Raw genomic sequence first — 24,152 nt, 5'->3', positions numbered from 1 at the left:
AAATGATATCAAGCCGCTACACTCATGGAGCAGTCGTGACTCCTTGCCTAGGCGTTAATGGCAAGGTGGAAACTACCACCAAGGAAAGGATAAACATTATGGAAATGATTGATCAGCTTCGGGATGGAAAAACCAAAGCGTTCGCCAAACATTGCTTTGAACGCTACTCCCCTGAAGAGCTGAATGCCGCCTCCGAAGGGGCGCCAGATCAGGATGAAATGGCACACTGGGAAGTTACCGCCGGCCAATGGGAAGAAGCCATTGCAGCCGCGCTTGCGGATCACCACTCCCAAGGTTAAATAGACTGCTCAGCTAAAATGAGTACGGTTGCGCCACCTTTGGCTTGTTATTCAATTCCCCTAGGTGGCGCTGATCTTTCACAAATAGGTATTGGCTTATTTCTGCTTGGCCTTGAGCATGCGCCACCCCATTTTCTCCGCCTCAATTAATAGGTAAATCATCCCGCTACTTAAAATGATGGCTAGCCAATGCACAGCGCTTAAGCCTTCGCTACCAAAGATAAGCTGCATAAAGGGCAGATAAGTAAACGCCATTTGGAGCAGCATCACCATCATGATAGCAATCCATACCGGCCGGCTGCCAAAAACACCGGCAAACGACAGCGTACTGTTGATTAAAAAGCGGCTATTGATTAAATAAGCGGCACTGCCAGTGACCAGCATATTGACCGCCCCTGCACGCGCTAATGCTTCGTTGCCGCCTTGGTTGAGTATCCAAGAAAACATTCCGAAGACGCCAACAAGCAGCAGTACAGAAACAAAAATCACCCGCCACAATAAAAACAGATCAAGCAGCGGTGCTTTAGGGTCTCTTGGCTGGCGAGCCATCAAGTCTTTTTCGCCCGTTTCAAACGCTAGTGCTAACCCTAAAGTAATCGCCACCACCATGTTTACCCAAAGGGCCTGAAGCGGCGTTACCGGCAGCACCGAGCCAGATAGCACCGCCAGCATGATGGCCAAGCCCTGAGCGCCGTTAGTGGGTAGAATAAAGGTAATCGTTTTACGGATGTTATCGTAGACTTTGCGGCCTTCTTCAATAGCACTGACGATTGTTGCGAAGTTATCATCTGCCAACACCATTTCAGAAGCATCTTTCGCTGCCTCAGTCCCCTGCACGCCCATCGCAACGCCGACATCAGCACGCTTTAAGGCGGGACCATCATTGACCCCATCCCCGGTCATGGAACAAACGCCGCCCCGCGCCTGCATCGCCTTAACTAAACGCAGTTTGTGCTCGGGTGATGCTCGAGCAAAGACATCAATATCTAAAATGATGTCTTCTAACGCTGCATCGGACATCGCTTCAATTTCTCGCCCAGTAAGCGCTTTCTGGGTTTGCGCAAACCCCAGCTGTTTGGCAATAGCCAGCGCTGTTGAAGCATGATCACCGGTAATCATAACGGGACGAATACCCGCTTGTTGGCAACGCTTAACCGCCTCAATCGCCTCTTCTCTTGGCGGGTCTAGCAAGCCAATAATTCCCAATAAGCGCAACCCGCCATCAATATGGTGATGATCAAGCTCATCAATAGCCGAAGCTGGTTTATCCGCAATGGCCAGCACGCGTAAACCCTGCGAGGAAAGTTCGTGAATACGGTTTTCCCACTCATTACGATCAATGTCGATAGCGCCTTGCTTGGTAGCAACGCTATCGCACATTTCTATCAAGCGATCAGGCGCTCCCTTTACAAAGACACGCTGACCGTCAGCTTCTGCATGCAGCGTGGCCATATACTTAAAATCTGACTCGAAAGGAATCGCATCAAGCCGCGGAAACTGTTGGCGCACCTCCGACGTACTAAGCCCTGCTTTTTCCCCGGCAACCACCAACGCGCCCTCTGTTGGGTCACCGTAAATCTGATACTGCCCCGCCTGCTGATGTAGCTCTGTGTCGTTACACAATACGCCCGCACGCAAGAAATCGCTTAACGGAAGAGTGCTAGACACATCGACACGTTCCGACTCTGGTTCACCGCTGGCGTGCAGTCGATAAAAAGCACCTTTGGGCGCAAACCCAATGCCATCGATGATAAATTGCTCGTCACCCAGCCAAATCGCTTGAGCTGTCATTTCATTGCGCGTCAGCGTGCCCGTTTTATCGGAAAAAATAGTCGAGATAGAGCCCAACGTTTCTACTGCAGGAAGCCGGCGAATAATCGCGTTGCGCTTCGCCATGCTTTGCACGCCAAGCGCGAGCCCTATGGTGACAATGGCGGGTAGCCCTTCGGGAATAGCGGCTACCGCCAGCCCAACAGCAGCCATGAACATATCCGCAGCGGGCTGATCGTGAAGTAACGTACCTAACAACGCGGTAATGGCTGCCGCAGCTAAGATAAAAACTGCGAGCACCCTGCCCGCTCGATCAAGCTGCTGAAGCAGCGGCGTTTTAATTTTTTCCACACCACGCAGAAGTTCTGAAATTTTACCGATTTCAGTGTGACGCCCCGTTTCAACTACCAAACCACGGGCATTGCCTTGCACCACGATCGTGCTGGCGAACGCCATACTGCTGCGCTCAGCAAGATCCGTATCTGCATTAACAGGGCCAGCCTGCTTCTCCACAGGAACCGACTCTCCTGTTAAAGCCGCCTCTTCAGTGCGAAAACGTCGCGCTTCAATCAATCGCACGTCCGCTGGTATCCGGTCACCGCTCTCTACTAGCACGATATCCCCAGGCACTAACGCTTCGGCAGGAATTGTGGTGCGCTTACCGTCTCGTAAGACGTTGGCCTGGGGAGACAGCATGTTACGGATGCTATCAAGTGCCTGTTCAGCTTTTCCTTCCTGGATAAAACCAATCAGCGCAATCACGGCCACCACTCCCACAATGGCCGCAGAGTCTATTACATGCCCAAGCAGGAAACTGGCAACAGCAGCAACCAGCAGAATAAGAATTAAAATATTATTGAGCTGATCTAGTAAACGTCGATACCAAGGTCGCCCCTGGGCCTGCTGAAGACGATTCGGACCATAGCGCTCTATACGCGCTTGAGCCTCAGTGGTAGATAGGCCGTCGGCAGTAACACCCTGCCACTCAAGCACTTGATCTATCGAGGCACTATGCCACTCTCGCGATGACTTGGCAGGTGTTTGAGGGTTTTCCATCCATAAGCTCCCTTGTTAAATATATTGTCAGCTTACAGCAGGTTGCTGCGCTGCAGTACTACTGTTATCCATAAAGTAACAAGGAAATGATGCAACGCAAAAAACGCCACGCCACCCAGGCTAAGTAGCGTCGCTCAGCATTTAATTAGCTATTTTGATCCGTTAATTTTTGGAATAGGTCGTAAGAATCAAACTAAAGAGCTAAACCTTCTCGTAGTTAGTAAAAATATGATCAGCGTCAAAGAAGCAGCTACTAATGACAACCTTTATTCCGGGCGCGACTATGCTATTCCTAACAGGGTTCGACTCCTAACTGCACATAAGGAACCAATACAATGACAACGTTAATGTTTCCCAACCTGACAGCGAATACAACCAACAAGGATACGATACTGGTTCTTTGGCATCAGCCTTGGGTGGAAGCCACACATTCGGCCGCAAAGCTGCAACGCGTCTGGCTAGAAACTGTTAACGAAGCACTTCGGTATGAGCTTGATTTCATTTCAACCGTGGCCCCCATCTACAGCAAGCTAACCTGCTGCATGCTCGGTTTTGAAGGACCTCAAACCCCAGCATCAATGGCAGCTTGCTACCACAGCATCGCAGGAGACATGACAGAGGCCACTTTTAACCGCATGCGCAAGGTATCGGAACTCAGCGAGGACTTACGCGAGCGAATTTGGTGCGAGCTCTGATTCTGTGGCTTTTTGCGCAGGTGTCTGACCACTGATGGCGCTTATGTTCTAGGCTTCGCCAATTTACTTGCTGATGGCCTCAGCATGACATCTCACTTAGGGGTTATTAGGAGGCTAGAACTTTAAGACCAGAACTTTAAGATCTTACCTATGAGGCCAAAGCTACGTGGCTACAGATAAGACGCTTTCTGCTTACCACTCCAGAAAACGGTCACCGCCAAATAGCTAAGCTCACGTCACCGGCTTGGCCAGATAATCATAGTGTTTCCGAAAGCTTTACAACCTCAACCGCATGCCTACGCGCTTGGCAATATAGCTCCAGCCAAGACGGCTCCAATACATCCATATGCTTTAACATCACACACCGCTCAATCTTGCGTGCCAATTTAAGCTGCTTGCCAAGAATGCCTGTTTCATTCACAACTGCGTCAGCAATCGCTTTACTGACGTTAACTGACTCGATAAATGTCGATGGATCAATCTTAAGCAGTAAGTCGACGCCCGACATCAGCCCCACCAAATAGGCATCAGCTCCTCGGCTGCCTCGAACTTGATGCGCTTTTGTCAGTAGCTCGCACAAATGAGCACGAGTAAGAATTAACTCAGCATGTTCTCGCGTACTGTCTTTCAACACACCGAAAATCAGCATCCAGCGACGAAGATAGTCTAACCCAAGACGAGAAATTACATCATGCACGCTTTCGACCGGCAAATGGCCACGATAGAGCGGGCTATTGGCAATTTTAAGTAGCTTAAAGGCGAGGTTGGGATCTGCAGACACCATCTCAGCAAGTTCACTAATACCTACATTTTGATTGGATAGCGCACTCAAAATTCGTGTGAACTGTAGCGAAGACGGGGGTAACACTTTGCCATAAATAATAGACGGTTTAGCAAAATAATAACCTTGGAATAGCTCAAAACCCGCATCGTAGTAGATTTCATACTCTTCTTTGGTTTCAACGCGCTCGGCAAGCCATGCAACCGGATAATGAGAAAGGGCATCTTTTTTTCTTAAAACTTCCTGCGGATTAGCGCCTAAAGTATCAACTTTAATGTAGGAAGCGTAATCTAAAAGAGAGTGCCAACTGGGCTTAAATTCAAAATCATCCAGCGCAAAGCGAAACCCTTGCTGATACCAATGACGCACACTTTCGACAAGCGCTTGCGTCGGCTCTATGCGCTCAACGAGTTCGATGACTACGTTTTCAGGCGGCACAGGCAAAAATGCTCGCGACATAAGAAAATCTGCCGACACATTAATAAACACCAGTGTTTGAAAATGACTAATCTGCTCTGTGATACCGGTGCCGAGGTTATAAAGCAGCTCAGTGGTCGCCTGTTTTTCACCAACATCAAAAACGCTACGATTATCGTCGCTTCGATATAGTAGCTCAGCAGCAACCATTTTTTGGTGACGATCAAAAATAGGTTGGGTTGCCATAAGCGTCGCAAGCGACGTTTGTTCAGCCATAACATCTCCATTACATTCGACTAGCAATCCCTATACGCAAGTCTACTTAAATAGCGGTAATGTACCTTAATTAGTTTTATTTAGCATGCCATATTGATTAACTAATGAGCACTAGCTGAACAACCTCGATCATTTAGAATAAAAAACCTTACAACCCCCCCACACCGCTCAGCAGAGGGTGCAGCACAGGTCATCTCAAAACGGGCAAACTCTAGACGACGGACTTACCAAGTCAACGCAGAGAGCAGATCATAGGCTAGCTTTCACCGATTAAGCTGATGGCGACTTATGCTAATGAGTACTAGTGTGGAAGGAAGATTTAAAACCAAAAAAACGGCCACCGCTGTAATAGCTAAGTGACCGTTTTGTCTGTTTGGTCGGAGTGACAGGATTCGAACCTGCGACCTTTGCAACCCCATTTTCACGCGACTATCTCAGTAAGCTATTGATTAAAAATAGATAACATAGCATTTTAGCGCCAGCCAATACGGCTAATACGCTCTATAAATATCAACAGGTTACACGGTAGTTTTCAGTCGCCTTGGCTGTGAATGCAAGGCTAACCATAAGACTCATATGGGACTGGGTCGCTCTTCGGGTTAATCGCAAACGGCATGATGTTAATGAGTCCGCTATAGTCGCCAGCATCAGGTGGGAATGACGAGGCTGAAATGGAAAGCTTATAGGTAGTATCAGGTAGCTGCCCCACTAAACTGTTAATCGCACTTGCGCGCCACTTACCCGAGTATCCATAAAGCCCGCCGCCAGGGGGCAGAATGATGTCAATAAACGGATAGCTTTCCACGAATTGGCTAGCGGAAAAATGCGCGTCAGGAATGCAGGCTGGAAAAAACTCGATAACAGCTGGGTAGTACCGATAAGTGCTGATAGCAGCGACCATATAAATGGTATCGCTCTTGAAAGTCACCGGCAGGTCAAGCTGCTCATCTAGATAAATTGTGCTCGTTTCTTTCTGTAGGCTATAAACCAACGCGATCGGCACCCTGTTCGCATCACACTCATAAAACGCAAGTGTCATCATTGCTGAAGGGCTGAACGAGTAAAGACGCATCTTGAAGGCAATTATTTCTTTTGAGCTGACAAAGTAATACGCCAGCGTGCCGGGTTCCCCGTTTTCAACCCAGGTGATACTGTCGTCTAGATCTGGCCAGTTCTCACCAACCCCTGCGTCGAAGTCAGGATTATCGAATCCATTGTCAGTGGTGCGGAATTGATAGGAGTAGCCGTTCCAGTTCGAAAAGTGCTGCAGGTCGAAACTAATGCCGCATGATCTTGGCTCTGATTCAAACCCTACCACGGTGGGTCCATCAACATTGCCAGCAAAGGCGGCTAGCACACGATCGCCTTCTTCAAAGGCTACGCCGTTGCAGTCCATGTAGAGAATGGGTACGCTTTCGTACTGACTGCGTTCATTTACCGGCAGCTGCTGCTGGCTGCTGGTGGCGAAATCAAGGACGATGGTGCAAGCGTCACCGTCTAGCGCAGTAATGGTGGCCACGCGATACGTAGGCCGCCACTTTTGCCAGCCGGGCATCATAGCTAGATTGTAAAATACTCCAGCAGGTGTGCCGGATAAAGCAGGCTGAATAACGCCATCCGTTTCTGCTGACCACAAATTTCCTTTTAGCGGGCTATCCTCGCCGCCATCAAACCCAGGCTTGATAATGACGTTGCCAATTTCCCCAGGCACCTCAGCCGTGGCCACCTCGCCTTCTAGCTCTTCGGTATAGTCAGCACACCACGCCTGAATTTGCCGTAATGGCGGCAAGCGATTGACGCGGGCAATTAACGCCTCATCGGAGGCCTTTAGCGCTTCTTTTGCGCGGCGCTCTGCTCTAAGTGCGTCACGCTTACCCGCTGCACGAAGTAGCGCTTCTGAAAACTCACTCAGATTTACGCCTGACTCCCCATCGCTGGCAATCTCTTGCTGATACTGGGTGATGGCTTGGTTTTGCAAATCAGCCGCGGCATCTACTGCAAGCTGAGCCTGATAGATCTGGTTAGTAAGATCTATGATCTCTATTTCCAGTCTTAGCGCTCGCGCCCCTGCTTGCTGCTTTGCAATTTCTGCACGCTCCCGCGACTCAATGATTTCAATTGTGTAGCGGCCTTCGCCCAGGTCTTCCAGTATGCGAGCTTTACCCACCTTCGGTTACCTCCATAGCTGCACTGTTTGCGTTTACGAAATACTGGATCTGATCAACAACAAACTCTGAGCCATCTTGATCAATCGCGGTATCGCCAGGCCTTAGCAGCAAATCGACGCTACAGCGGACACGTCGAACGCCTTGGTTTATCGATCGAGTGCTAACGCCTATTAGGGAGCGCGTGATTGATGCGCCCTGCTCGACATCACCGTACCCAGACAGCGACAATGTGTTTCGCGTTGGGCCTTGATCGCTTCTGATAATCTCCAGCGGAACCTGTGCAATAACCTCTAAACCATCAAACTCGTCGTTGCTTGGGTAGTAATACCCCAATTGCACGCGCATCATGGAGCCATACTGCAGCGCTGATAACGACTCATCCCCATTTGGCACAATAACCTGCAGAAAGGATTTCCCTTGCCGCCGCATCGTCGCCTGAAATGATGACATCGGCACCCGATGAATCCCGATGTCGAGCAGATAGACCTCTGTTCGCTCTATCGGGTTAAATAGACTAGATAGAAGTGGCTGCGGGCTGTTGAGTGTCAGGACGTTTATCTGTTGAGCGTTTAGCACCTTAAACCTCCTTTAAACTATATCGCCACCACCGCCTCCACCACCGCCGATCGCACTCTGATCAAGCGCTTCCATCTCCATGACATAGCCGCGCGCGATCACCTTTACTGACAGTGTGCCGGTGCCAGCATTCGCGACTGAAACACGGAGAGAGGTGACGCCATCTTGCACTGCAGGCGAAAAGACCTGCCTACCGCCAGCTGCCGTCTTGGTCACTGCAGATGGCGTGAGGTAGGCGCTTTCGCTCAGCGAGTCGGGGCCTATCTGAATACTAGGCGAGCCGCCAGCGCTTATTGCGCTCACAACAACAACATCAAATGCGTCTACAAAAAACATTGCGCGAGGAGGCAGATAGATTTGCGTCGATGCCGCACCGTCTGTCAGGTCTATGAGATCACTGCCCAAAACTATTTGCTCGCTAACAAGCCCCAGGGCATCGGGTATAGCTGCACCACCAGCTGCCTCAACGAGCTGCTTGTAAGGCACGCCAGACGGTATTAGCCCCTCATCGATTAGTGGCTGAGGAGTTGGAAACGGCTCAAAAGAGAGGTACGGCAGTGCGTTGCTCTTGCGTCCGCCCGCCAGCGTTGAAACAGCCGCCAGACCTATGGCCACACTTCCCTCTTGCAGAGTTACCGCTGCCGGAGATAGGGCGCTGCTAGCAGCCCCAAACGCTCCGCTCGAAGCGCCGAGCGATAAAGAAAAGTTGGCCATTGCTGAAGAGTTAACGCCCAAAGCCGTGGCGTTTTGCGAGTCGCTATAGGAATATTGCCCAAAAGAGGACGCACCGTTAGCGCGCGCCGCCGCGCCGCTTCCAATTGCGGTAGCCCCCGGGCCTGCCGTGTTGGAGTTTTCACCAACACAGACATCAGACGAACCGAAAGCACTGGCCCCGACTCCTAGCGCTACAGACTTAACGTTGCCACAGCTAGCCCCCCTGCCTATCGCAATTGCCTCAAAGGACGCCGTGTTCGCGCCACTGCCAACGGCAATGCTGTGATCGCCAGTAGCTCGGGTCGCGCGCCCAACAGCAAGTGCCGCGGTGCCATTTGCGCGCGCGTCACTGCCGACAGCGACACCGCCCTCAGCAGTTACGGTACTGCGCTCACCCACAGCCACAGCGCGACCGTTGAGCACATCAGTCTGAATATGCCCCGGAACGTCAACTAGTGATTCCGAACCAATTGAAACTGACTTATGCCCCCGAGTGGTAGAAAACAGGCCTAAGGCGATGGCTTCTTGGCTCTCTGCTTTTGCCTGATCACCCACCGCCACTGCGGCGTTTTGACTGGCTTTTGCCATATGGCCCAAGGCAACAGAAAACTGAGCAAACTCCGTTTCGGCTTGAGAGCCAAGAGCCAGGGATCCGGCGCCACTTGTTTTTGCGTCAGTACCCATCGCAACCGAGTCGGTACTATTGCACTCTGCACGAAGTCCTATAGCCATTGATTTCTGAAAAGTGACCCTAGATGCGCGACCAAGTGCAAGAGCATCGCCTACTCCGCTAAGCCCTCCGCTAACATCAACCGTTGCATCCTCGCCCACAGCGATCGAGTTAAGCGCGCGTATGGTAGCCCTTAGACCAATCGCAATACTGGTCCCTAGTTGCTCGGTGACGCCGTTCTCTCTACCAAGAATCACATCTTTGCCAATTGCCACTCCAGCCTGACCTTGAAGAACTGACGAGCTGCCAATTATTACAATATCGTCATGGGCGAAGTCATCCAGCCCCTTTGCTGTCAGCCTGGCTTCAACGCCCTCGTCTGTGAAAAACTCTTTGGCTTCAGTACCCTCCTGCCCCCTGATCACGGTTACAGCAGCGCCATTAACTTCCGTTGCATGCACTACTTCCCTTTTTAGGTCGCCGCCTCTACCGTCAGAAGCAAACAGTGTTAGCGCTACGCGCGAGTCTCGCTCAAGCACTTCCGCAATTTTGTCAGCTCCAGACTTCAGCTCTATCGTGGTGCCCGATGCAGTGACAGGCGCTGCAAGCAATGCCTTAAAGTTGTTAATGTGGCCAAAGTACATATTAGGCTTCCTCGGTAACTAGGATGGTAAGCAGCTGTCTGTTCTCCACGTATTCGCTTGGCACGCCGATAAAGCAGCCATCAGGCATCGACACCGTGATACTGGCGTGCAGACGCACAAGACGGCGGGCGCGATCAACTACAGCCATGGGCAAGCCAGAAAGCGAGATTGTTAGGGTTCGATCGCCTGGACTGTGCCCGCGATTCGTTACCGCCACGCCACCATCTAGCGTGCGCACACGACTCACCCGGCGGCTTAAGTCACCCATCGACGTGCCTTCTCGGTGCGGCAACAGCAAAGCGCCAAGCGGGTCATAGCTCCGCGCAGCTAATCCTATTAGGTACATACTGTGTCTCACTTTCAGGTATCAGGGTGCGGTGCTGTTAATGCCCAGCAGGAACTCAGCGCTTTCGGCATTTGCGCGCAGTTGAATTTTTTCGAGGACTTGCCACATGAACATTTCAAGCGCGGGTTCTAATCCATCGCTTTCGATCTTGATTAGCCCTTCGCCGTTCTGCAGCGCTTTTGTTTTAGCAGTCAGGCTTTCAATCTGCGCATCAATCAGCCGGCCCTGCTGCTCTGCGGCTTGCTCTTGAACTTTTAGCTGCTGATCAATGGCGTCTCGCGCTCGGAAGCGGTCGCTGCCGCTAAGGCTTCCGCCGCCCAGCGTGTCAAACATGCTAGCGGCGGCTTCTGCTGTGCTTGTGATGGTCGCGCTTGTAGCGTTTAGGATCGACTCGACCCGCTTTGCCTCGGTTTCCATTTTCGCCACTTGGAAATCAACCGAGAATTCGATGTTTTTGATACGCTCGTTACTTGCCAGCTGTTCTAGCGCCAGCGTTTGCTCTAGGACGGCTTTTCGAGCCTTTAGTATTGCGTCTTCACTACTTAGAGCCTCGCCAGCCAGCACCTCCTGGCCTTTGGCTGCGTCGTTGGAGCTATCTCTTAGCCTGAGTAGCGCGTTTCTTAATTCGTTGTATTTGGCTTCATCGATCTCGCCTGAGTCGTAGGCATCTTGAATGCCACGCAGCGCCTTACCAACCGCTTCTGCACTGACAATGACCCCTCGCCCATCCTTCTCGAAAACCTCTCTAACTCTCGATAACGACTCGGGAAGCTCGTCCAGCTGATCAAAGAAAGGGGCTTCTACGCGCTCAAGGCCTGCGCGCATCTCGTTGCTGGCAGTAGCAACCGCAACGGCAGCCTGTATTGCGGCATCGCTGATCAGCTTAATATCGTCAGTGCTTTCGCCGCCTATCCGGCTAGCAGACTCTGCCACTTTGATAGCAGCATCAATGGCGGCGTCAGAAAGCTGGGTAAAATCCGCCTCAGCTTTATCACCCCAGCCAAAGCGGTCTGACAGGGCAACGTAACCCTCTGCCAGCTTTTGAATACTAAAAAGCCCGGCTTCCGTCGTGACCCGCTGCGCGCCAGAAGTTTTTTCTAGCTCTTCGACCAGCTCATCAGAGAAATTGAACTTAAAATCATCGAACTCTTCCAGCGTGCTTTTTAGCTCGGCAAGCCCCTGAATCGCCAAGAAGGTGGCCCCCGCGGGGCCAGCAAATCGACCTAGCATGGTGACCATGCCGCCTAATGCTCTTGTGGCCACGACGACGGCACCGCTAGAACCGCCTAATAGCGCGATAGCGCTGGTAAATAACGCTAGTGCGCTTAACACGGGTGAAATTACTAGGCTTAACCCTCCAATAGTGCCTGCGAATTGGGCTATTTTGGGGTCTAGTTCGGTTACCCACTTAGCCAGTTCAGTTAATTTCTCAAGAAACGGGCCGATAGTGGTTATAGTCTCGGCAGTAAACTCCCCAAGAAGCTGAACACCAGAACCAAGCGTAGCGATAACGCTGGCGAGGCCTTCCACGGTGGTAACGTCAGCGCCATCAAACAGGCTGCCAATCGCATCGCGCACAACTTCGAAGCCGTTAACGAAACCATCAAACACGCCTTCAGTTTCAAGCGCGGCGGGTAGATTAGCCGCCACATCTTTTAGGCCCTGCTCTAGGGACTGCATTACCCCTTCAATCAGGCCCACGAACTGCTGGAGCTGACCATTGCTAACACTGACACCAATACTGCTAAAAATACTGGCAATGGCCTGCTGTATACCGCCAAATTCATCAAGCAAAGGATCGCCGATCGCAATCAAGGTAGCGGTAAAAGCGTTCGAGATGCGCTGATTTCCCTGCTCAACCGTGCCAGCCATCTTGTTGTAGGCTTCTTCAGTTGCGCCAGCGCTATTGCCCATGGCATCAATGTTTTGAGCAAACGACTCAGCGCCCAAGCCTGTCAGCGTCAGCACCCCGTTCAGCGCTTCAACGCTTCCGAATAGCTGTGCTATCTGCTCGGTGTTTCCGCCTGTCGCCTCTGCCACATTGTTTAATACGGCTCTAAGGCCCTCACTCTCTAGTGCTGTGGCACTGAACTCTAGCCCTAGCTCCTCGGCCAGCGTTCTTGCAGCGCTCGCAGGATTAATCAAGGCAGAGATTGCAGCGCGGATCTGTGTGATTGATTCGCTCGTGCCAGAGCCGGTAGCTGTCAGCGTGGCGATGCCTGCCAGTAGCTCTCCAAAGCTCACGCCAGCGGTAGCAGCCAGGCCGGTTACCTGAGCCAGCGACCCGCCTAGCTCTGGGATGGTGGTCTGCCCGTTTTTAACAGTTGTGAAAAGCTGGTCGCTAAAGGTGGACGCCTGATCCATACCTAGGCCGTAGGCGTTTAGCGATGAAACCAGGGTCGTTAATGCGTCGCCTAAATCTGCCTTACCTGCAACAGATAGCTGCTCAGCAGTATTCACCGCATCAAGAGATTGCGTGTAGTCAACGCCCGCCGATATGGCATTGTAAACCGCACCGTTCACTCTCTCGATTGAGTTGGTGCTTTGAGCACCATACGCCAGCACTGATTCTCTAAACCTATCAAGGTCATCAGCAGGCGCGTCGATCAGCGTACTGATTTCTCTAAACTGTGCATCAAAGTCGCCAGCCAGCTTAATAGCCAAACCAGTTACGGCAACGCCACTACCAAGCAACGCGGCCTCGAACTTCAATAGGCCCGCAGTCGCGTTAGCTATTGGGTCAACCACGCCTTGGGCGGCACCCACGATACTATTCATTCGTTTAGTAGCGCTATCGACACCCGAGCCCATTCTATCGACGCCTTCAAAGATAATGGCAACGGTTTGTTCTAAATCGGCCATAAGGCACCTCTAAAAACGGGCAATAAAAAACCCGCCGGAGCGGGTTAATGGGAAAGTTAAGCGGGAGCTGCCAAGCTGGCTAGTTACCGCGATTACTGAAATAAGTGATCTTGCCATCGCAGGCACGGGCAGAACCTGAGATCCAGCCCTCTCTGTTTCGCCAGGTTAGCTCCTCGCAATTCTGCCCACCAATAGAGTAGGCGCGGCGATTATCTGGCCGCCCCATCATATTGATGGCCTGCGTGACCGTTGATCCGGTTGGCACTACGCCGCTGGCTCGCGCTCGGACATCAGCATTCCTGGCGTCCAACCGCTCCTGGTAGCTACTAGTTGAAGAATTGGCTGACTGCAGGCGTTGCCTACTCTGCTCAAGTTGACGCTCAAGCGCAGTCTGCTGCCTTTGTAATTCCTGAATTCTGGCGACTCTACCCGCCTGCTGAACAGCAGTAGAGTCCATGTCAGAAACGGCAGCTGATCCCATAGGCACATGAACCGAGCCAAGTGGGCAAGGTAAGCTCTGATACGTCACATGATCAGCGCCGTCGATGCATTTATAAATTTGATCCTGCGCCACTGTCGGCAATGACGCCACCAAAAACCATACTGCCCATATTGCTCTACGCATCGCTTCCGCCTCGCCGACTCATTTCGCTTAGCGTAGCATTATTTACGATTGCGCTGCTCGAAGTACAGGCCCCATAGGTCGCACTCAAGGTCAGTCAGCATAGCTAGTGGGAATAGGTCGGGCCTGACGCGAAACAGGAATTCGCCCTTCAAGTCGCAGAGCTGGAGGGCGAGCTGGATGCTAGGCTGCCTGAAGAGCGCTTGGGCTTTCCCGCTTCGCTTCCCAGCCCTGTCAGCGTGGTGATTTTGTTGGTCAGTTCGTAAAACTCTACCGGAAACGCCTCGGCTAGTTTAACGGCGACCTGGTGCGAGCATTCGGGCGCAACGCTGGCAATGGTCAGCATCTCAATACGCCGCGCAAGATCGTCGGGGACGCTGCTGCCGGTCCCGATCAACTCCCGGATAGCGTCGGTCATCTTCTCTTGCTTGTCAGAGCTGAGCGCATCAATCACGGCGTTCTTGTTGCGATTGCGCGCTTGGGCCTCGTTTACACGTGCCAACTCTTCGCCAGTCAGGCCACGCACCCGCCATACGGGCACTTCGTCTTTTTTGGTGCCCTTGAACCAGTCGCGCAAATCCTTTACTGGCACATCTTCTTCGCGGCGCTTGAATGCAGCGCTGGCGAAGCGGTTCGCATCAAATTCCATAGCGTTCTCCAGCCACAGCCCTGACCGTTTATGCCAGGGCTGTGGCAATTAGCGGTTACTCAAAATCTGCGGTTTCTTGCTCAGCAGAGACCGTGCACGCGATGTTGACGTGATCACCCGCTGGGTATGTGCGTCCAATACCCAAAATGCCCTGCGTTAGCGAGAACGGCGAGCGGTTGCGATCCTGGTACCAGCGGAACCAGAGACGCTGGTTTTTCAGCCGTACAAGCGGGTCGTTAGCGTTGCCTTCGCCGTAGTAGGTAAACGATGCCTGGCCCAGCGAGCGGGAAACACTGCCCAGCGTGCCGTTGTAAATCTCGGTTGACGTGGTTGAGTGTGAAGTTTCCGCCGGCACCCAGTCGCTGGCACGCGGGATCTCGGCAAAGATTGGTGTGTAGCCACGAACTGACACTTTCTTGGTCACGCTTCCTGTGTGAATGCGTGGCAGCTCTGCTGCAAAATGCACCTCGCCGGTAGCGGGGTCCGCCTCGAACACAGGGCTGTCGTAGCGCTCCTGATGCAAGCCGACCACTTGCATGATCTGAGTGTCAGAGACAGGCGCAGCATCGGCACCGTTCACACGTACTTGGCCGATCTCGATGCTTTCTACGGGGATGAAGGGCGGGCCACCGGCTTCACCGCGCTGCTCGGTAAATGCGCTGCCCTCGGTGCCTGAAATCGCCTCCAGTGCACCGCTCGCATCAACGGTAATGCTCGTGATCATGTGCGTGGCGGTCGCCGCGCGTGAAACAGACACATCGCCGCTTGCGACATTGACCACGCCGTCAGCCTCAGCCGCCACTGCCGTGGGCATGTAGGCGCTAAGCGCTGATACGGTCACATTGTCGTTACCGCTGCCTGCGCGAATCTGGCCGCCTGTTGCCAGGCCCCATGGGCGCACAGAGGCATCAAACCCCGCGCGGGCGCTCCATGGCGCAAACGTGGCTTCAAACACCATGGCGTCGCCGGTGTCGCTCATGTGCTCCCAATCATTAAAAGACTGGCCGGACTCGTACTCTAGTTTGGGGTTTTCAGTGATCGCCACGGGCGCTCTCCTGTAGTGCGTTATCAAAAGCCCGGCGAACGGGCAAGAAAAAGCCCGCGCAATGGCGGGCATAGCAGTGCTCTTCGCTCGCGCTTAATTAAGCAAGCTTTCCCTCTGAGGCAGGTAATCGCTACCTACGATCTCATTAATGCGATTAGTGCGGTAAAGCGTTTTCTCTAGCATGTCGTCAGTACCCTCCAGATCACCCCGCAGCTGTAACGCGCCGCTATCGATCGCACTCAGCACTTTTTGCACGCGCGCTAGATAGGTCGTTTTAGCAACTTCGCTCATCACTTTGCCGCCAAGATATTCCGCGGATAAGTGGCAAAGCATCACGGTGAGTGCTTCGATCTGCTTTGCCTGATCTGCCACGACCTCATGCAGATCACCCACCTCAGCTTCTATCTTTCGACGTGCTGACGCTTTAAGGTTGCGGATGGCGGGCAACTCAAGATTGGCGGCTGTCATCTCATCAGTAGTAGGCGCGCGCCCTTCCGTCGGAATAGCGTCGGCTTTGTACCAGCGCACCCCGGCGGCGTGCCCGAGCGATTGCGCACCCTGCGGCTCTGTCTGGCGCTCGCCGTTTTGAGTATCAATAGGCTCAATCACAAATAGCGGCATTCTGTCGCTCCCAAGGCTGATCATAAATAACCGAGCGCACAAATCCCTCAGCGTTAGCGTGACTAGCATGGGCTAACCACGAACTAATCTGCATCTGCACGTCACGCACGTCGACATCGCCGGCTGAGTATTGCTGACGAAGCCGATTCACGCGGCGCTTAAATCGCTTCATGCTTCCTTTGCGTAGTCGTCGCTTGTGCGGCCACATGTGGTAACCAACGAAATCCAAGCCTCGGCCATTTGCTGGGCTTACTGGAAAAACGCTGGTTTTATGGTTAGTTTCCAGCGCCAGATGCTCTGCGAGCCACCAGTCCAGCTCGATGCGCCTTTTATGCAAGTGTTGCTTATCCGGCCCGATAATCAGCCAATCATCCATATACCGACAATACCATCGCTCGCTTAGCCGGCACTTTACATGCTGATCAAGTGCATCCAGATAGACGTTAGCTAGCAGCTGGCTAATTAAGTTGCCTATCGGCATGCCTTTCCCTGTCTTTCCTGGCTCGTGATAAGTATCGATCATCGCTTCTAGCAGCAGAATTGTTCGCGGACACTTAATTGCACGATTTAGTAGGCTCTTGGCTATTACGTGATCGATGCTAGCGAAATACTTCGCGATGTCTGCCTTCAGCACATAAACCTTACCGTGACTCCGGAGACACTCGCCTAGCATGGCCTGGGCCTTATCCGCCGCGCGGTGAGTGCCTTTACCCACGCGACATGCATAGCTGTCCGATATGAAGCGCTTTTCCCAAATAGGCTCTAGCACGGCATACATGGCATGCTGCAGCACACGGTCCCGAAACTGCGTTAGCGCTGTGATTCGCCGCGTCTTTGGTTCGTGTACATAGAAATGTCTATAAGGGCCAGTTGAATAGCTACCCCAGTGCAAGTGGTTAAGAAGCTCAATAAGGTTCTCTTCAAGCCGTAACTCAAACCGCATGCAGGCATGGCTATCGCGGCACCCTTTTCGGGCGCTTAAATACCCTGTGTGTAATGCATCAAAATTTGCATAGCGTTCAAAAAGGTGGCCTGTTCGTGTCACGCTGCTTCCTTGCTGTAGTTAAAGGCGCGCCTTGCGGGCTTCCGCTTAGTACCACACGCAAGGCGCTTACGTTTTTTCGGCTCTGCCGAGGGCTATGCATCCGTTTGAAGGCGCTGGATGGCAGCCCGTGAGCCACCATCTTCTGGCCAAATCAAGCGCGAGAGCCGCAGCCCGATATTCGTATTCGAGTTGGAGCGCGCATTGTTGAGATTCAGCGCGGCCAAGCCAGCGTTGGCACCGTTGTTGCGGTTGCCGCCACGGATCGGGAAGCGGAGGGACAATTCAACACATAGCCCTTTCTTACTAATCGGCCTGCACTTGCGGCGTAGGCGGGTTACTGCCGATCCACTTCAGCCAGCCACCAATCATGCATCCGATTTCATACAGGTGCTCACTCCATATTTGATATTTGCGGATGGGGAGAAAGCCCAGCTCATAGCTAACTCGAATGAGCGAGCGAAGCACATCAAGCTCGGTGTCGACGGCGCTTGCGGTAGTTTTCTTGTGGTATCTACGATTAGTGGTTAACACCAGCCGCAACAGCTCGTACATGCACTGGCGTATTTCTGCTGCAAGCGTGTGCTTTTCGCTCTTGGGAAACTGACGTAACGCGGAATACCCATACACAATCATGCGCTCAATCTTGAGCTTGATTTTCAAATCTTCCATGCAAAAACCTTAAACGCCGCTATCGCGGCGAAAACAGAACCCAGGTATCCAGATGCCCGATTAGACCAAACGCGAGAGCCGCAGCCCGAGATACGCATTCGAGCTGGAGCGCGCAATGATGAGAAACAGCGCGGCCAAACCAGCGTAGGCACCGGTGCTGCGGTAGCCGCCACGGAGCGGGAAGCGCTCGCCGCTGAGGTTCGTGTATAGATAGCCGTCAGGATCTGAAACGCCATTAGGGACAATCAGCGCGCGCTTTACCGACTGGGGCGCGCCAGCGCTATCAACCGTTGACCACGTCCGATTACTAGGCATATCCCAGCCAGTATCTACCCAGGCGTTTTCTGCTAACGCTGGATCGTTATCGGGAGTTAATAGAATTCTCCCATCAACCATCTTGAAGCCGCGTACCCACTCCCAACGATTGCCGACCAAGTCAGCGATGCCGTTCGGGGAGTTGTTATGGCTCCAGGTGTTAGGGCCGCTACCTAGCAGCGTGTACTCGTTGCTCACAGAGTCCGCGTCATAAACGCCGCGCTCATGCGGATGGCTATGGCTTTTGCCAAAATCCGTGTTGCCGCGAGGCTGAAAGCCGTTTGCCATGCACCAGAGCGCTACAGCCGACCACTCCCAGCTGCCAAATAGCTCAAAGCCGCTGGCCTGCGCCGCTGAGACTGATTGATCCCAAGTGATGGATCGCCGCCCGGTAGTCCGGGGCTGGCTGACCATCTCGCCATTGATTTCCGCCGCCATGTACATGCCCACCAGCAGCTCGCTTTTCTCAACGCCGTTTTCAATAAATGCTTCATGGGTACCGGTGCCAAGCTCTTGGCCAGGCATAAGGTCTTCCCAGCGCAGCTTGGGGATAACGTGCATAAAACAGGGTTGCTTATTGGCGGTGTACTCAACCGTGCACTTGCCGCCGCTGGCCGACTCGACTGAGCGCCGCAGCGGGTCTGGCACGTAAATCTGAAACGTTGACCGGACCTGGTCAATGGCTTCGGCGTCTAGCTCGCTGGCGGGGGCATTATTCTGTTTATGCGCTACCGCTCCTGTTGCGTCCGACACATAAATATCAAACCCTTCGCCGGTACGCACGTAATACACGGTATCGGGTACCAGCACATTAGGCAGCGTCGATACTACCTTTTCAGCTCTAAATTCTGCCATGCATCACCTCACCAGCTGTTGGACGCCCATGCGGTGACCGGCAGGCTGCCGCCGTAAGTCATGTTGCCGTTGGCATCTTCGTCAATTTTATCGAGCTGGGTTTTGTTTGCGTGGGCGTGGCGCTTGGTTACTGCATCATCAATATCGGAAACAGCGCTTACAGGTTTATCCGCAAGGCTCGACCAGTTGAAATTAATATCTAGCGATTCGGCTTCGGATATTTTTGTCCAGCTGGTATCGCTATGTCGATAAGCGTAGGTTGCCGCGCCGCTTGCTACGGTCGCATCTGCTGACGCGTCTAACACTAGCACCAAAGTGTTGCCTTCGAGCACAAGCGCATCGCGGGCCGCTATATCGTTGACGATCTCTAATGTATTGGCGCCACCGCTGGCCATTGAGGCGTCGATCAGCGCCTGAACATCCTCTTCATCAATGACGCGCTTCACGGTGGCAGGGTCGTTGCCGGTGACGTAAATTTCGACATAATCGGGTCGGGATGCTGGGGCGACAAAATAAATGCTGTTGGCGGTTAGCGTGCCAGGTAGCGCTGTTTCGCGATACACGGTTAAAGATGCCATGGTTATTTTCCTCTTATTACCACTGTGTAGATGCCCACTGCATTGCGCCACTAGGGCCGCTGCTACCTGGTGGCCCTGGGGGGCCTTGAATACCGGGAACGTAAACGGTCTTAACTTCCGCGCTAGGCGGGACAATCACGGTTATGCGATACACCACGTTAGCCACTGGATACCTCCGCACTCAGGCTCAAATTGCCGCTTAACACGGTGCGGCTTTCCTGCTCGCTCACCAGCGACACATCCCAATGATTGCGCGCACCTAGCTGGCGGGTGGCGTCAGGCGCCATGAACAGCTCTACCTCGCTGCCGCTAATCGTGACCTGCATCGGCACTGCATCACTGCCGGCTCGGTCAGTGGCTCGCACAGCAGCAGCCACCTCTTTGCCCGCTAAATCCAGCGGCGCGCCGCTTTCCTGCTCAGTCAACGTCACAATCAGGCGCAAGCTATCGCCCCGGACCATGCTTATATCTAGCCGCTGGGGCTGTAGGTCGATGCGAGACACATCACGCCCTCCTGTCGGTGTTTACTGTGAATATGGGTCGCCAATACGGTGCGACCAGCGCACTGTTAGCACCAGATCGACGCCGATAATGTCGCTGCCTTCTTCGGGGTAATAAATCGTACCGCCCGCGTAGGCCATATCTTCAGCCAGCCCGCCTAGCGTTCGGTCAGTGCCTGTTGCAATGGCAATTAGCTCGGCCAATATCGCGTTGCCTTGCGTACTCCACTGGCGGTGGTCGCGGTCAGCTTGGTGCACGGTTTCAACAGTGATTTCCGTGGTGACGTTCACGCCGCCGTAGCGGTTACGCTCCACATTGCCGTCACTGCCGTCCCAAATACTGCGAGCGGGTAGCGTGTCGATGATGCTGTTGGCACGCTCAGCGTTCAGCCGCGCGGCCAGCGCTGCGATGATCTGTTCACGTATTGGGGTCATATCACTGCCGTCTGAGTAGTCGCTCTGACTCATAGCCAAGGCGTTGCATTAAGCGGTTTCCGCTTGGGGCCTGCAGGTCGTCTTTTACGTCAGTGAATACTTGGCTAGTGGATGGGCCGTATAAAACTTTCAGGCCTTCACTGCGGCCAAGCCCTGGGCCGTATTCAGTGCGAACAGCGATAGCTTGCACGCCATTAGCAAAGCGGATGAAAAACGCGCCAGGCATCTTCTTTTTTCCGCCTGTAGGTTTTACCTGAACGCCAATGCCGCCATTTTTATACTGACGATGCGAGTAGCGCGTTAGAAGCGTGCCGCGCGTCGGCGTTTGGATAGCGCCGTTCAAGCTATTCGCCGTGGCGCGCTTGATCTTCAGCTTGTCTCGCACATACCCCGCTTTCAGCTTGACCTGTTTACGGATCTCTTTGCTCGCTTCCGTGCGGGTCACGCCTAGGGTGTGGTTGATGGCAAGGCTCATGGCACGCGGTGCGCCATTCTTGATGTGCGCCAAATCGCTTTCGACACGGCGCATTGCTTGCTTATCGACCGTGATCTTAATGGGGGCTAACTGGCTCATATGCGCTCCTGCGTCACGACCCACGTCACTAGATAGCCGTCGTCGCTGGCTTTCTGGCCTAACCGCCAGCCAGTGCCGTTAACGGTCACTACGTCGCCCCGCGCGCCCTCGCCTAGTTCGCTGGTGTAGCCGGTTAGCTCGGTACGGGTCTCCATCACGACGCCCTGCATGCCCGCTACGGTGCGCTCCACGTCTCGGTCGAGGATCACGCTTACCGTAATGGGGGTGCCGTTTAATGGGGTATAGGTGGCTGACTGCGTATCAGCCAAGTGATGCATAACCGCCTCATTGAGGCGGCTGGTGAGGTCGGAGAAGCTCATAAGTTCACCGCTTAGGTGGCAGTGTCCTCGTAAAGCTTGATGCAGGCCTTGGGCCGGGTGCATAGGTGCGCCGGGTTGGACTGCGCTTCAAGCTCCACGCCTTTATTGTGATCCAGCATTTTAGAGCTGGAGTACAACGGCAGGCCTAGCGTGTTGACCGTATCCATATAGTCGCCGGGGGCAAAGCGGGTAATGAATAGATCCAGCACGCCCTGCGGGAACGCGTGTGCTTCACCGTCCGCGATTTTAACCGGGCCACCAGCGCGGTAGCGCTCCCAAAAAATACCGCCAAAGGCGAAGGCTTCGCGCGGGTCAGCGCGTAGGCGTGCGCCAGCCTGCCAGCGGTCATAGGCGTCTTTTACGGTTTTGTGGGTGATAAACTTGCGCCAGAAGCTTTTGCCGCACAGCACGGTCACGCCGGTGTAGGAAAGCCCGTCAAGCGCCTCCTCGATCTTCTCGTGAATATCTAGCGCCTTGCCCTGAACGTCGGTGGTAGCGGTGCCGAGGCTCATCGCAACGGTTTGCTGCGTTACACCAAACGTCTGGTATAGGTTGTAAAGCTCGGTAGTGCCGTCGCTGTCTAGCACCAGCCCTTTGATGGCGCCAATGCGGTGATACTCGTGAGTCATATCAATGCGCTGGGCCATCTTGGCGAGGCGACGATTAACGATGGTTTGCACCGCTTGCTCACTGTCCTCGGTACCGAAGGCGCGCACGTTCTGCACTTCGTCCGCCAGCACGGTAGCAGTGGTCGGCAAGTGGGCAGTTTGAAAGCTAACGCCAGTGCGCTTATCACCACCAACCACGGTGCCCGGCGCGCCGCGAGGCTTGTTTTCAACTAAGCCGAGCTTGTCGCCATCTTTTTCGATGACTAGCGACGTAGTGCTAATGCCCTCTGCCTCAAACGCACCCATATCGCCGATCTGGCTAGGCACGTACTGCACTTCATTAATCGCCGCAGTAAGCGACGACAGCGTAAAAATATCGGAATCGAAGACACCAGCCATGGTTAGCCTCTCTCTATTAAGTGATCAATAAGGTTGCCGCTGCCCTGCCTGGGCAGTCAGCGGGGTTAACGCGGGATAATGCCGACGCCAATCAGGTCGTTAAATGCCGCAGTGGTTTGGCCTTCGGTAATGTCATCCGGCAAGCCAAGGGCGGCTTCTTCCACCTCACAGGCGCGCACATGCACGGTACAGGGCGCTGGGGCTTCGCTAGCGTCGGTGGCGGCGTAAAGAACAGCCTTGGCATTTTCGGTACCGTCGCTGGCAGCGGGTGCCAACGGTACGTAATTGCCCGCGCCATTCAGCGCCAGCACAGCGCCAGCGGGTAGATTGCCTGCGGCCAAGATGCCTTGCTCACGAGAGCGAGCGCCGCTGGCCTCAGATACGATGTGCTCGCCGGTGTGGCGTGGCTCGGTATGGGTCGCCATGAGGTAATCTCCTTTAATGGCTGGTTGATGTGCGCGAAGGCGCGGGGTTAAGCGGTGCGGTTCTGGCGGGCGTATATCTTGGCGTAGTCAATTCCCGCTTTTTGCCCGCCTTCGGGCGAGTGACTGTTATGAATGCTGTGCTGGTTACCGTGGGCAGCGGCTACGTCGTAGATGTATTCGCTGGCTTGCTGGTCATCCATACCGTTGGTAACCAGTTTTTCGAGTAGCTGGTTTTGCCCGGTGGTCTGGCAGGCTTTGACGATAGCAGTAATGCGGGTGCGTTCTTTATCCACGATCTCCAATACAGCTTCGCTGCTCAGCGCCCCTTCACGTGCCTTCGCCTCAATACCTGCAATCACATCGGGGTGGCTCTGTTTAATGGCCATCACCGCCTGATAGGCCTGAAAGTCATCTTTAGGCTCAGCACTATTACGCAGCGCGATAATCTGATCGCCCAGATCAGCCGCTTGGGCTTCGGCTTCTTCGGGAGTTAGGTCGAAAGCAAGCGCCAGCGCATCGGCGGCGGTCATAGTTTGGTTGCCCTGCTGCCCAGCGATCTGGGCGCGCATGTTGACCAACTCGCCTTCTTGCTTGAGCTGACGCAGATAAGGGGCAATATCTGCACTGGCCACAGCGGCAAGCTTGGCGTCTTTGTCGGTTGCAAAGCCCCACTCTATGGCTTCGTCGGCACCCATAATGGTGTCGCCCTGATCGAGCAGGCCGTTAATCTCATCTGCCGTCTTGCCCGTGGCCATCGCGTAAGCGTCTACCAGGGCATCGTCAAACTTGGAGAGGTTTCGCGCCGTCTCTTCCATTTCCTTGGCGTTGAAGAAGCCGACCATCAGCGAGCTTGCGCGGTGCGTCATAATGGTAGTCCCGACGCCCATAGTCCGGGTATCACCGGCCATCATGATCACCGTGGCGATGCTCGCCGCCATACCAGTCACACGAATATGGATCGTGGCTTGGTGGTTCTTCAGGTAGTTCATGATGCGAACGCCGCTGGCCACATCCCCGCCGGGGCTGTTGATCTCAACGGTGATTTCATCCAACTCGCCAAGGGCGTCGACTTCGGCGATAAACTCACGGGCCGCCTTTTCGCCGGTGAAGTCAGCGATCCAGTCGGGCGCCCAGTCGCTGCCAATGGGCTTGTCGATAACAACGTGAGCCTTGCGCGGGTTATCCGCCAAGGCTTTTGCTTTAAACCAGGACATAGAG

The 24,152-nt window shown here is 53.8% G+C and carries 25 protein-coding genes; 2 read left to right on the top strand and 23 right to left on the bottom strand.

What is annotated here, in order from left to right:
• Window positions 1-98: 98 nt before the first annotated feature.
• The gene (locus tag L1X57_RS14825; protein ID WP_009724490.1) at window positions 99-299 is read left to right on the top strand and encodes a hypothetical protein; all 201 of its coding nucleotides are present in this window, start codon (window positions 99-101) and stop codon (window positions 297-299) included.
• A 96-nt stretch (window positions 300-395) separates the two neighbouring features.
• Here L1X57_RS14825 and L1X57_RS14820 read toward each other — a convergent pair whose 3' ends face one another.
• Entirely contained in the window at window positions 396-3,125 is a 2,730-nt protein-coding gene (locus L1X57_RS14820; RefSeq protein WP_009724491.1) for an HAD-IC family P-type ATPase, read from the bottom strand.
• 335 nt (window positions 3,126-3,460) lie between these two features.
• On the opposite strand from L1X57_RS14820, the gene L1X57_RS14815 reads away from it, so the two are divergent.
• Window positions 3,461-3,820, top strand: a complete 360-nt coding sequence (locus L1X57_RS14815) for a hypothetical protein (protein ID WP_009724492.1) — start codon at window positions 3,461-3,463, stop codon at window positions 3,818-3,820.
• Window positions 3,821-4,076: 256 nt separating this feature from the next.
• Here the strand turns inward: L1X57_RS14815 and L1X57_RS14810 are convergent, their stop codons facing one another.
• The 22 genes from L1X57_RS14810 to L1X57_RS14705 all read right to left on the bottom strand — a co-directional run bounded on the left by L1X57_RS14810 (window position 4,077) and on the right by L1X57_RS14705 (window position 24,148).
• Complete coding sequence (locus tag L1X57_RS14810; protein ID WP_009724493.1) at window positions 4,077-5,294, bottom strand: EAL and HDOD domain-containing protein; 1,218 nt, start codon at window positions 5,292-5,294, stop codon at window positions 4,077-4,079.
• A gap of 559 nt (window positions 5,295-5,853) precedes the next feature.
• The gene (locus L1X57_RS14805) at window positions 5,854-7,461 is read right to left on the bottom strand and encodes a hypothetical protein (protein ID WP_009724494.1); all 1,608 of its coding nucleotides are present in this window, start codon (window positions 7,459-7,461) and stop codon (window positions 5,854-5,856) included.
• Window positions 7,454-8,038 carry a hypothetical protein gene (locus L1X57_RS14800; RefSeq protein WP_009724495.1) on the bottom strand — a complete coding sequence of 195 codons (585 nt, stop codon included), beginning with the start codon at window positions 8,036-8,038 and terminating at the stop codon, window positions 7,454-7,456. The genes L1X57_RS14805 and L1X57_RS14800 overlap by 8 nt, the downstream gene beginning before the upstream one ends.
• 12 nt (window positions 8,039-8,050) lie before the next feature.
• Entirely contained in the window at window positions 8,051-10,066 is a 2,016-nt protein-coding gene (locus L1X57_RS14795) for a collagen-binding protein (RefSeq protein WP_009724496.1), read from the bottom strand.
• A gap of 1 nt (window position 10,067) precedes the next feature.
• A complete protein-coding gene (locus L1X57_RS14790) occupies window positions 10,068-10,412 on the bottom strand; it encodes a hypothetical protein (protein ID WP_009724497.1) in 345 nt (114 codons plus the stop codon).
• Between the two features lie 21 nt (window positions 10,413-10,433).
• Complete coding sequence (locus tag L1X57_RS14785; protein ID WP_234667779.1) at window positions 10,434-13,274, bottom strand: phage tail tape measure protein; 2,841 nt, start codon at window positions 13,272-13,274, stop codon at window positions 10,434-10,436.
• Between the two features lie 79 nt (window positions 13,275-13,353).
• A complete protein-coding gene (locus tag L1X57_RS14780) occupies window positions 13,354-13,899 on the bottom strand; it encodes a DUF4124 domain-containing protein (RefSeq protein ID WP_009724499.1) in 546 nt (181 codons plus the stop codon).
• 148 nt (window positions 13,900-14,047) lie between these two features.
• Window positions 14,048-14,545, bottom strand: a complete 498-nt coding sequence (locus L1X57_RS14775; protein ID WP_009724500.1) for a hypothetical protein — start codon at window positions 14,543-14,545, stop codon at window positions 14,048-14,050.
• Window positions 14,546-14,600: 55 nt separating this feature from the next.
• Window positions 14,601-15,590: a hypothetical protein gene (locus tag L1X57_RS14770; RefSeq protein ID WP_009724501.1), complete on the bottom strand. Its 990-nt coding sequence runs from the start codon at window positions 15,588-15,590 to the stop codon at window positions 14,601-14,603.
• Window positions 15,591-15,683: 93 nt separating this feature from the next.
• Window positions 15,684-16,211, bottom strand: coding sequence for a hypothetical protein (locus L1X57_RS14765; RefSeq protein ID WP_009724502.1), 528 nt, complete (start codon window positions 16,209-16,211; stop codon window positions 15,684-15,686).
• Complete coding sequence (locus L1X57_RS14760; RefSeq protein ID WP_009724503.1) at window positions 16,192-17,256, bottom strand: reverse transcriptase/maturase family protein; 1,065 nt, start codon at window positions 17,254-17,256, stop codon at window positions 16,192-16,194. The genes L1X57_RS14765 and L1X57_RS14760 overlap by 20 nt, the downstream gene beginning before the upstream one ends.
• A gap of 92 nt (window positions 17,257-17,348) precedes the next feature.
• A complete protein-coding gene (locus tag L1X57_RS14755; RefSeq protein ID WP_009724504.1) occupies window positions 17,349-17,537 on the bottom strand; it encodes a hypothetical protein in 189 nt (62 codons plus the stop codon).
• A gap of 22 nt (window positions 17,538-17,559) precedes the next feature.
• Entirely contained in the window at window positions 17,560-17,925 is a 366-nt protein-coding gene (gene avd / locus L1X57_RS14750) for a diversity-generating retroelement protein Avd (RefSeq protein ID WP_009724505.1), read from the bottom strand.
• 60 nt (window positions 17,926-17,985) lie between these two features.
• Window positions 17,986-19,095, bottom strand: coding sequence for a hypothetical protein (locus L1X57_RS14745; RefSeq protein WP_009724506.1), 1,110 nt, complete (start codon window positions 19,093-19,095; stop codon window positions 17,986-17,988).
• Window positions 19,096-19,103: 8 nt separating this feature from the next.
• Window positions 19,104-19,673, bottom strand: coding sequence for a hypothetical protein (locus tag L1X57_RS14740; protein ID WP_009724507.1), 570 nt, complete (start codon window positions 19,671-19,673; stop codon window positions 19,104-19,106).
• 158 nt (window positions 19,674-19,831) lie between these two features.
• Window positions 19,832-20,176 (bottom strand): hypothetical protein, encoded by a 345-nt coding sequence (locus L1X57_RS14735; RefSeq protein ID WP_009724508.1) that lies wholly within the window; start codon window positions 20,174-20,176, stop codon window positions 19,832-19,834.
• A gap of 21 nt (window positions 20,177-20,197) precedes the next feature.
• Window positions 20,198-20,608, bottom strand: coding sequence for a hypothetical protein (locus L1X57_RS14730; protein ID WP_009724509.1), 411 nt, complete (start codon window positions 20,606-20,608; stop codon window positions 20,198-20,200).
• A 1-nt stretch (window position 20,609) separates the two neighbouring features.
• A complete protein-coding gene (locus L1X57_RS14725; protein WP_009724510.1) occupies window positions 20,610-21,182 on the bottom strand; it encodes a phage tail protein in 573 nt (190 codons plus the stop codon).
• Complete coding sequence (locus L1X57_RS14720; protein ID WP_039869658.1) at window positions 21,179-21,502, bottom strand: head-tail joining protein; 324 nt, start codon at window positions 21,500-21,502, stop codon at window positions 21,179-21,181. The genes L1X57_RS14725 and L1X57_RS14720 overlap by 4 nt, the downstream gene beginning before the upstream one ends.
• A gap of 11 nt (window positions 21,503-21,513) precedes the next feature.
• The gene (locus tag L1X57_RS14715; protein ID WP_009724512.1) at window positions 21,514-22,509 is read right to left on the bottom strand and encodes a major capsid protein; all 996 of its coding nucleotides are present in this window, start codon (window positions 22,507-22,509) and stop codon (window positions 21,514-21,516) included.
• Window positions 22,510-22,574: 65 nt separating this feature from the next.
• Window positions 22,575-22,934, bottom strand: coding sequence for a head decoration protein (locus tag L1X57_RS14710; protein WP_009724513.1), 360 nt, complete (start codon window positions 22,932-22,934; stop codon window positions 22,575-22,577).
• A gap of 47 nt (window positions 22,935-22,981) precedes the next feature.
• Complete coding sequence (locus L1X57_RS14705) at window positions 22,982-24,148, bottom strand: head maturation protease, ClpP-related (protein ID WP_234667777.1); 1,167 nt, start codon at window positions 24,146-24,148, stop codon at window positions 22,982-22,984.
• Window positions 24,149-24,152: the final 4 nt, after the last annotated feature.

The organism is Halomonas sp. TD01, from assembly GCF_923868895.1.
Lineage (GTDB): Bacteria > Pseudomonadota > Gammaproteobacteria > Pseudomonadales > Halomonadaceae > Vreelandella.
Note: the sequence above shows the minus strand (reverse complement) of the source record. Positions and strands in the feature narration are given on the sequence as shown.

Excerpts from the sequence above, each read along its gene's own strand:
- L1X57_RS14765 (WP_009724502.1), bottom strand. The coding sequence starts at position 16,211 with ATGCCGCTATTTGTGATTGAGCCTATTGATACTCAAAACGGCGAGCGC.
- L1X57_RS14715 (WP_009724512.1), bottom strand. The coding sequence starts at position 22,509 with ATGGCTGGTGTCTTCGATTCCGATATTTTTACGCTGTCGTCGCTTACT.
- L1X57_RS14730 (WP_009724509.1), bottom strand. The coding sequence starts at position 20,608 with ATGACCCCAATACGTGAACAGATCATCGCAGCGCTGGCCGCGCGGCTG.
- L1X57_RS14815 (WP_009724492.1), top strand. The coding sequence starts at position 3,461 with ATGACAACGTTAATGTTTCCCAACCTGACAGCGAATACAACCAACAAG.
- L1X57_RS14705 (WP_234667777.1), bottom strand. The coding sequence starts at position 24,148 with ATGTCCTGGTTTAAAGCAAAAGCCTTGGCGGATAACCCGCGCAAGGCT.
- L1X57_RS14820 (WP_009724491.1), bottom strand. The coding sequence starts at position 3,125 with ATGGAAAACCCTCAAACACCTGCCAAGTCATCGCGAGAGTGGCATAGT.
- L1X57_RS14780 (WP_009724499.1), bottom strand. The coding sequence starts at position 13,899 with ATGCGTAGAGCAATATGGGCAGTATGGTTTTTGGTGGCGTCATTGCCG.
- L1X57_RS14825 (WP_009724490.1), top strand. The coding sequence starts at position 99 with ATGGAAATGATTGATCAGCTTCGGGATGGAAAAACCAAAGCGTTCGCC.
- L1X57_RS14740 (WP_009724507.1), bottom strand. The coding sequence starts at position 19,673 with ATGGCATCTTTAACCGTGTATCGCGAAACAGCGCTACCTGGCACGCTA.
- L1X57_RS14745 (WP_009724506.1), bottom strand. The coding sequence starts at position 19,095 with ATGGCAGAATTTAGAGCTGAAAAGGTAGTATCGACGCTGCCTAATGTG.
- L1X57_RS14725 (WP_009724510.1), bottom strand. The coding sequence starts at position 21,182 with ATGAGCCAGTTAGCCCCCATTAAGATCACGGTCGATAAGCAAGCAATG.
- L1X57_RS14720 (WP_039869658.1), bottom strand. The coding sequence starts at position 21,502 with ATGAGCTTCTCCGACCTCACCAGCCGCCTCAATGAGGCGGTTATGCAT.
- L1X57_RS14785 (WP_234667779.1), bottom strand. The coding sequence starts at position 13,274 with ATGGCCGATTTAGAACAAACCGTTGCCATTATCTTTGAAGGCGTCGAT.
- avd (WP_009724505.1), bottom strand. The coding sequence starts at position 17,925 with ATGGAAGATTTGAAAATCAAGCTCAAGATTGAGCGCATGATTGTGTAT.
- L1X57_RS14810 (WP_009724493.1), bottom strand. The coding sequence starts at position 5,294 with ATGGCTGAACAAACGTCGCTTGCGACGCTTATGGCAACCCAACCTATT.
- L1X57_RS14790 (WP_009724497.1), bottom strand. The coding sequence starts at position 10,412 with ATGTACCTAATAGGATTAGCTGCGCGGAGCTATGACCCGCTTGGCGCT.
- L1X57_RS14775 (WP_009724500.1), bottom strand. The coding sequence starts at position 14,545 with ATGGAATTTGATGCGAACCGCTTCGCCAGCGCTGCATTCAAGCGCCGC.
- L1X57_RS14795 (WP_009724496.1), bottom strand. The coding sequence starts at position 10,066 with ATGTACTTTGGCCACATTAACAACTTTAAGGCATTGCTTGCAGCGCCT.
- L1X57_RS14710 (WP_009724513.1), bottom strand. The coding sequence starts at position 22,934 with ATGGCGACCCATACCGAGCCACGCCACACCGGCGAGCACATCGTATCT.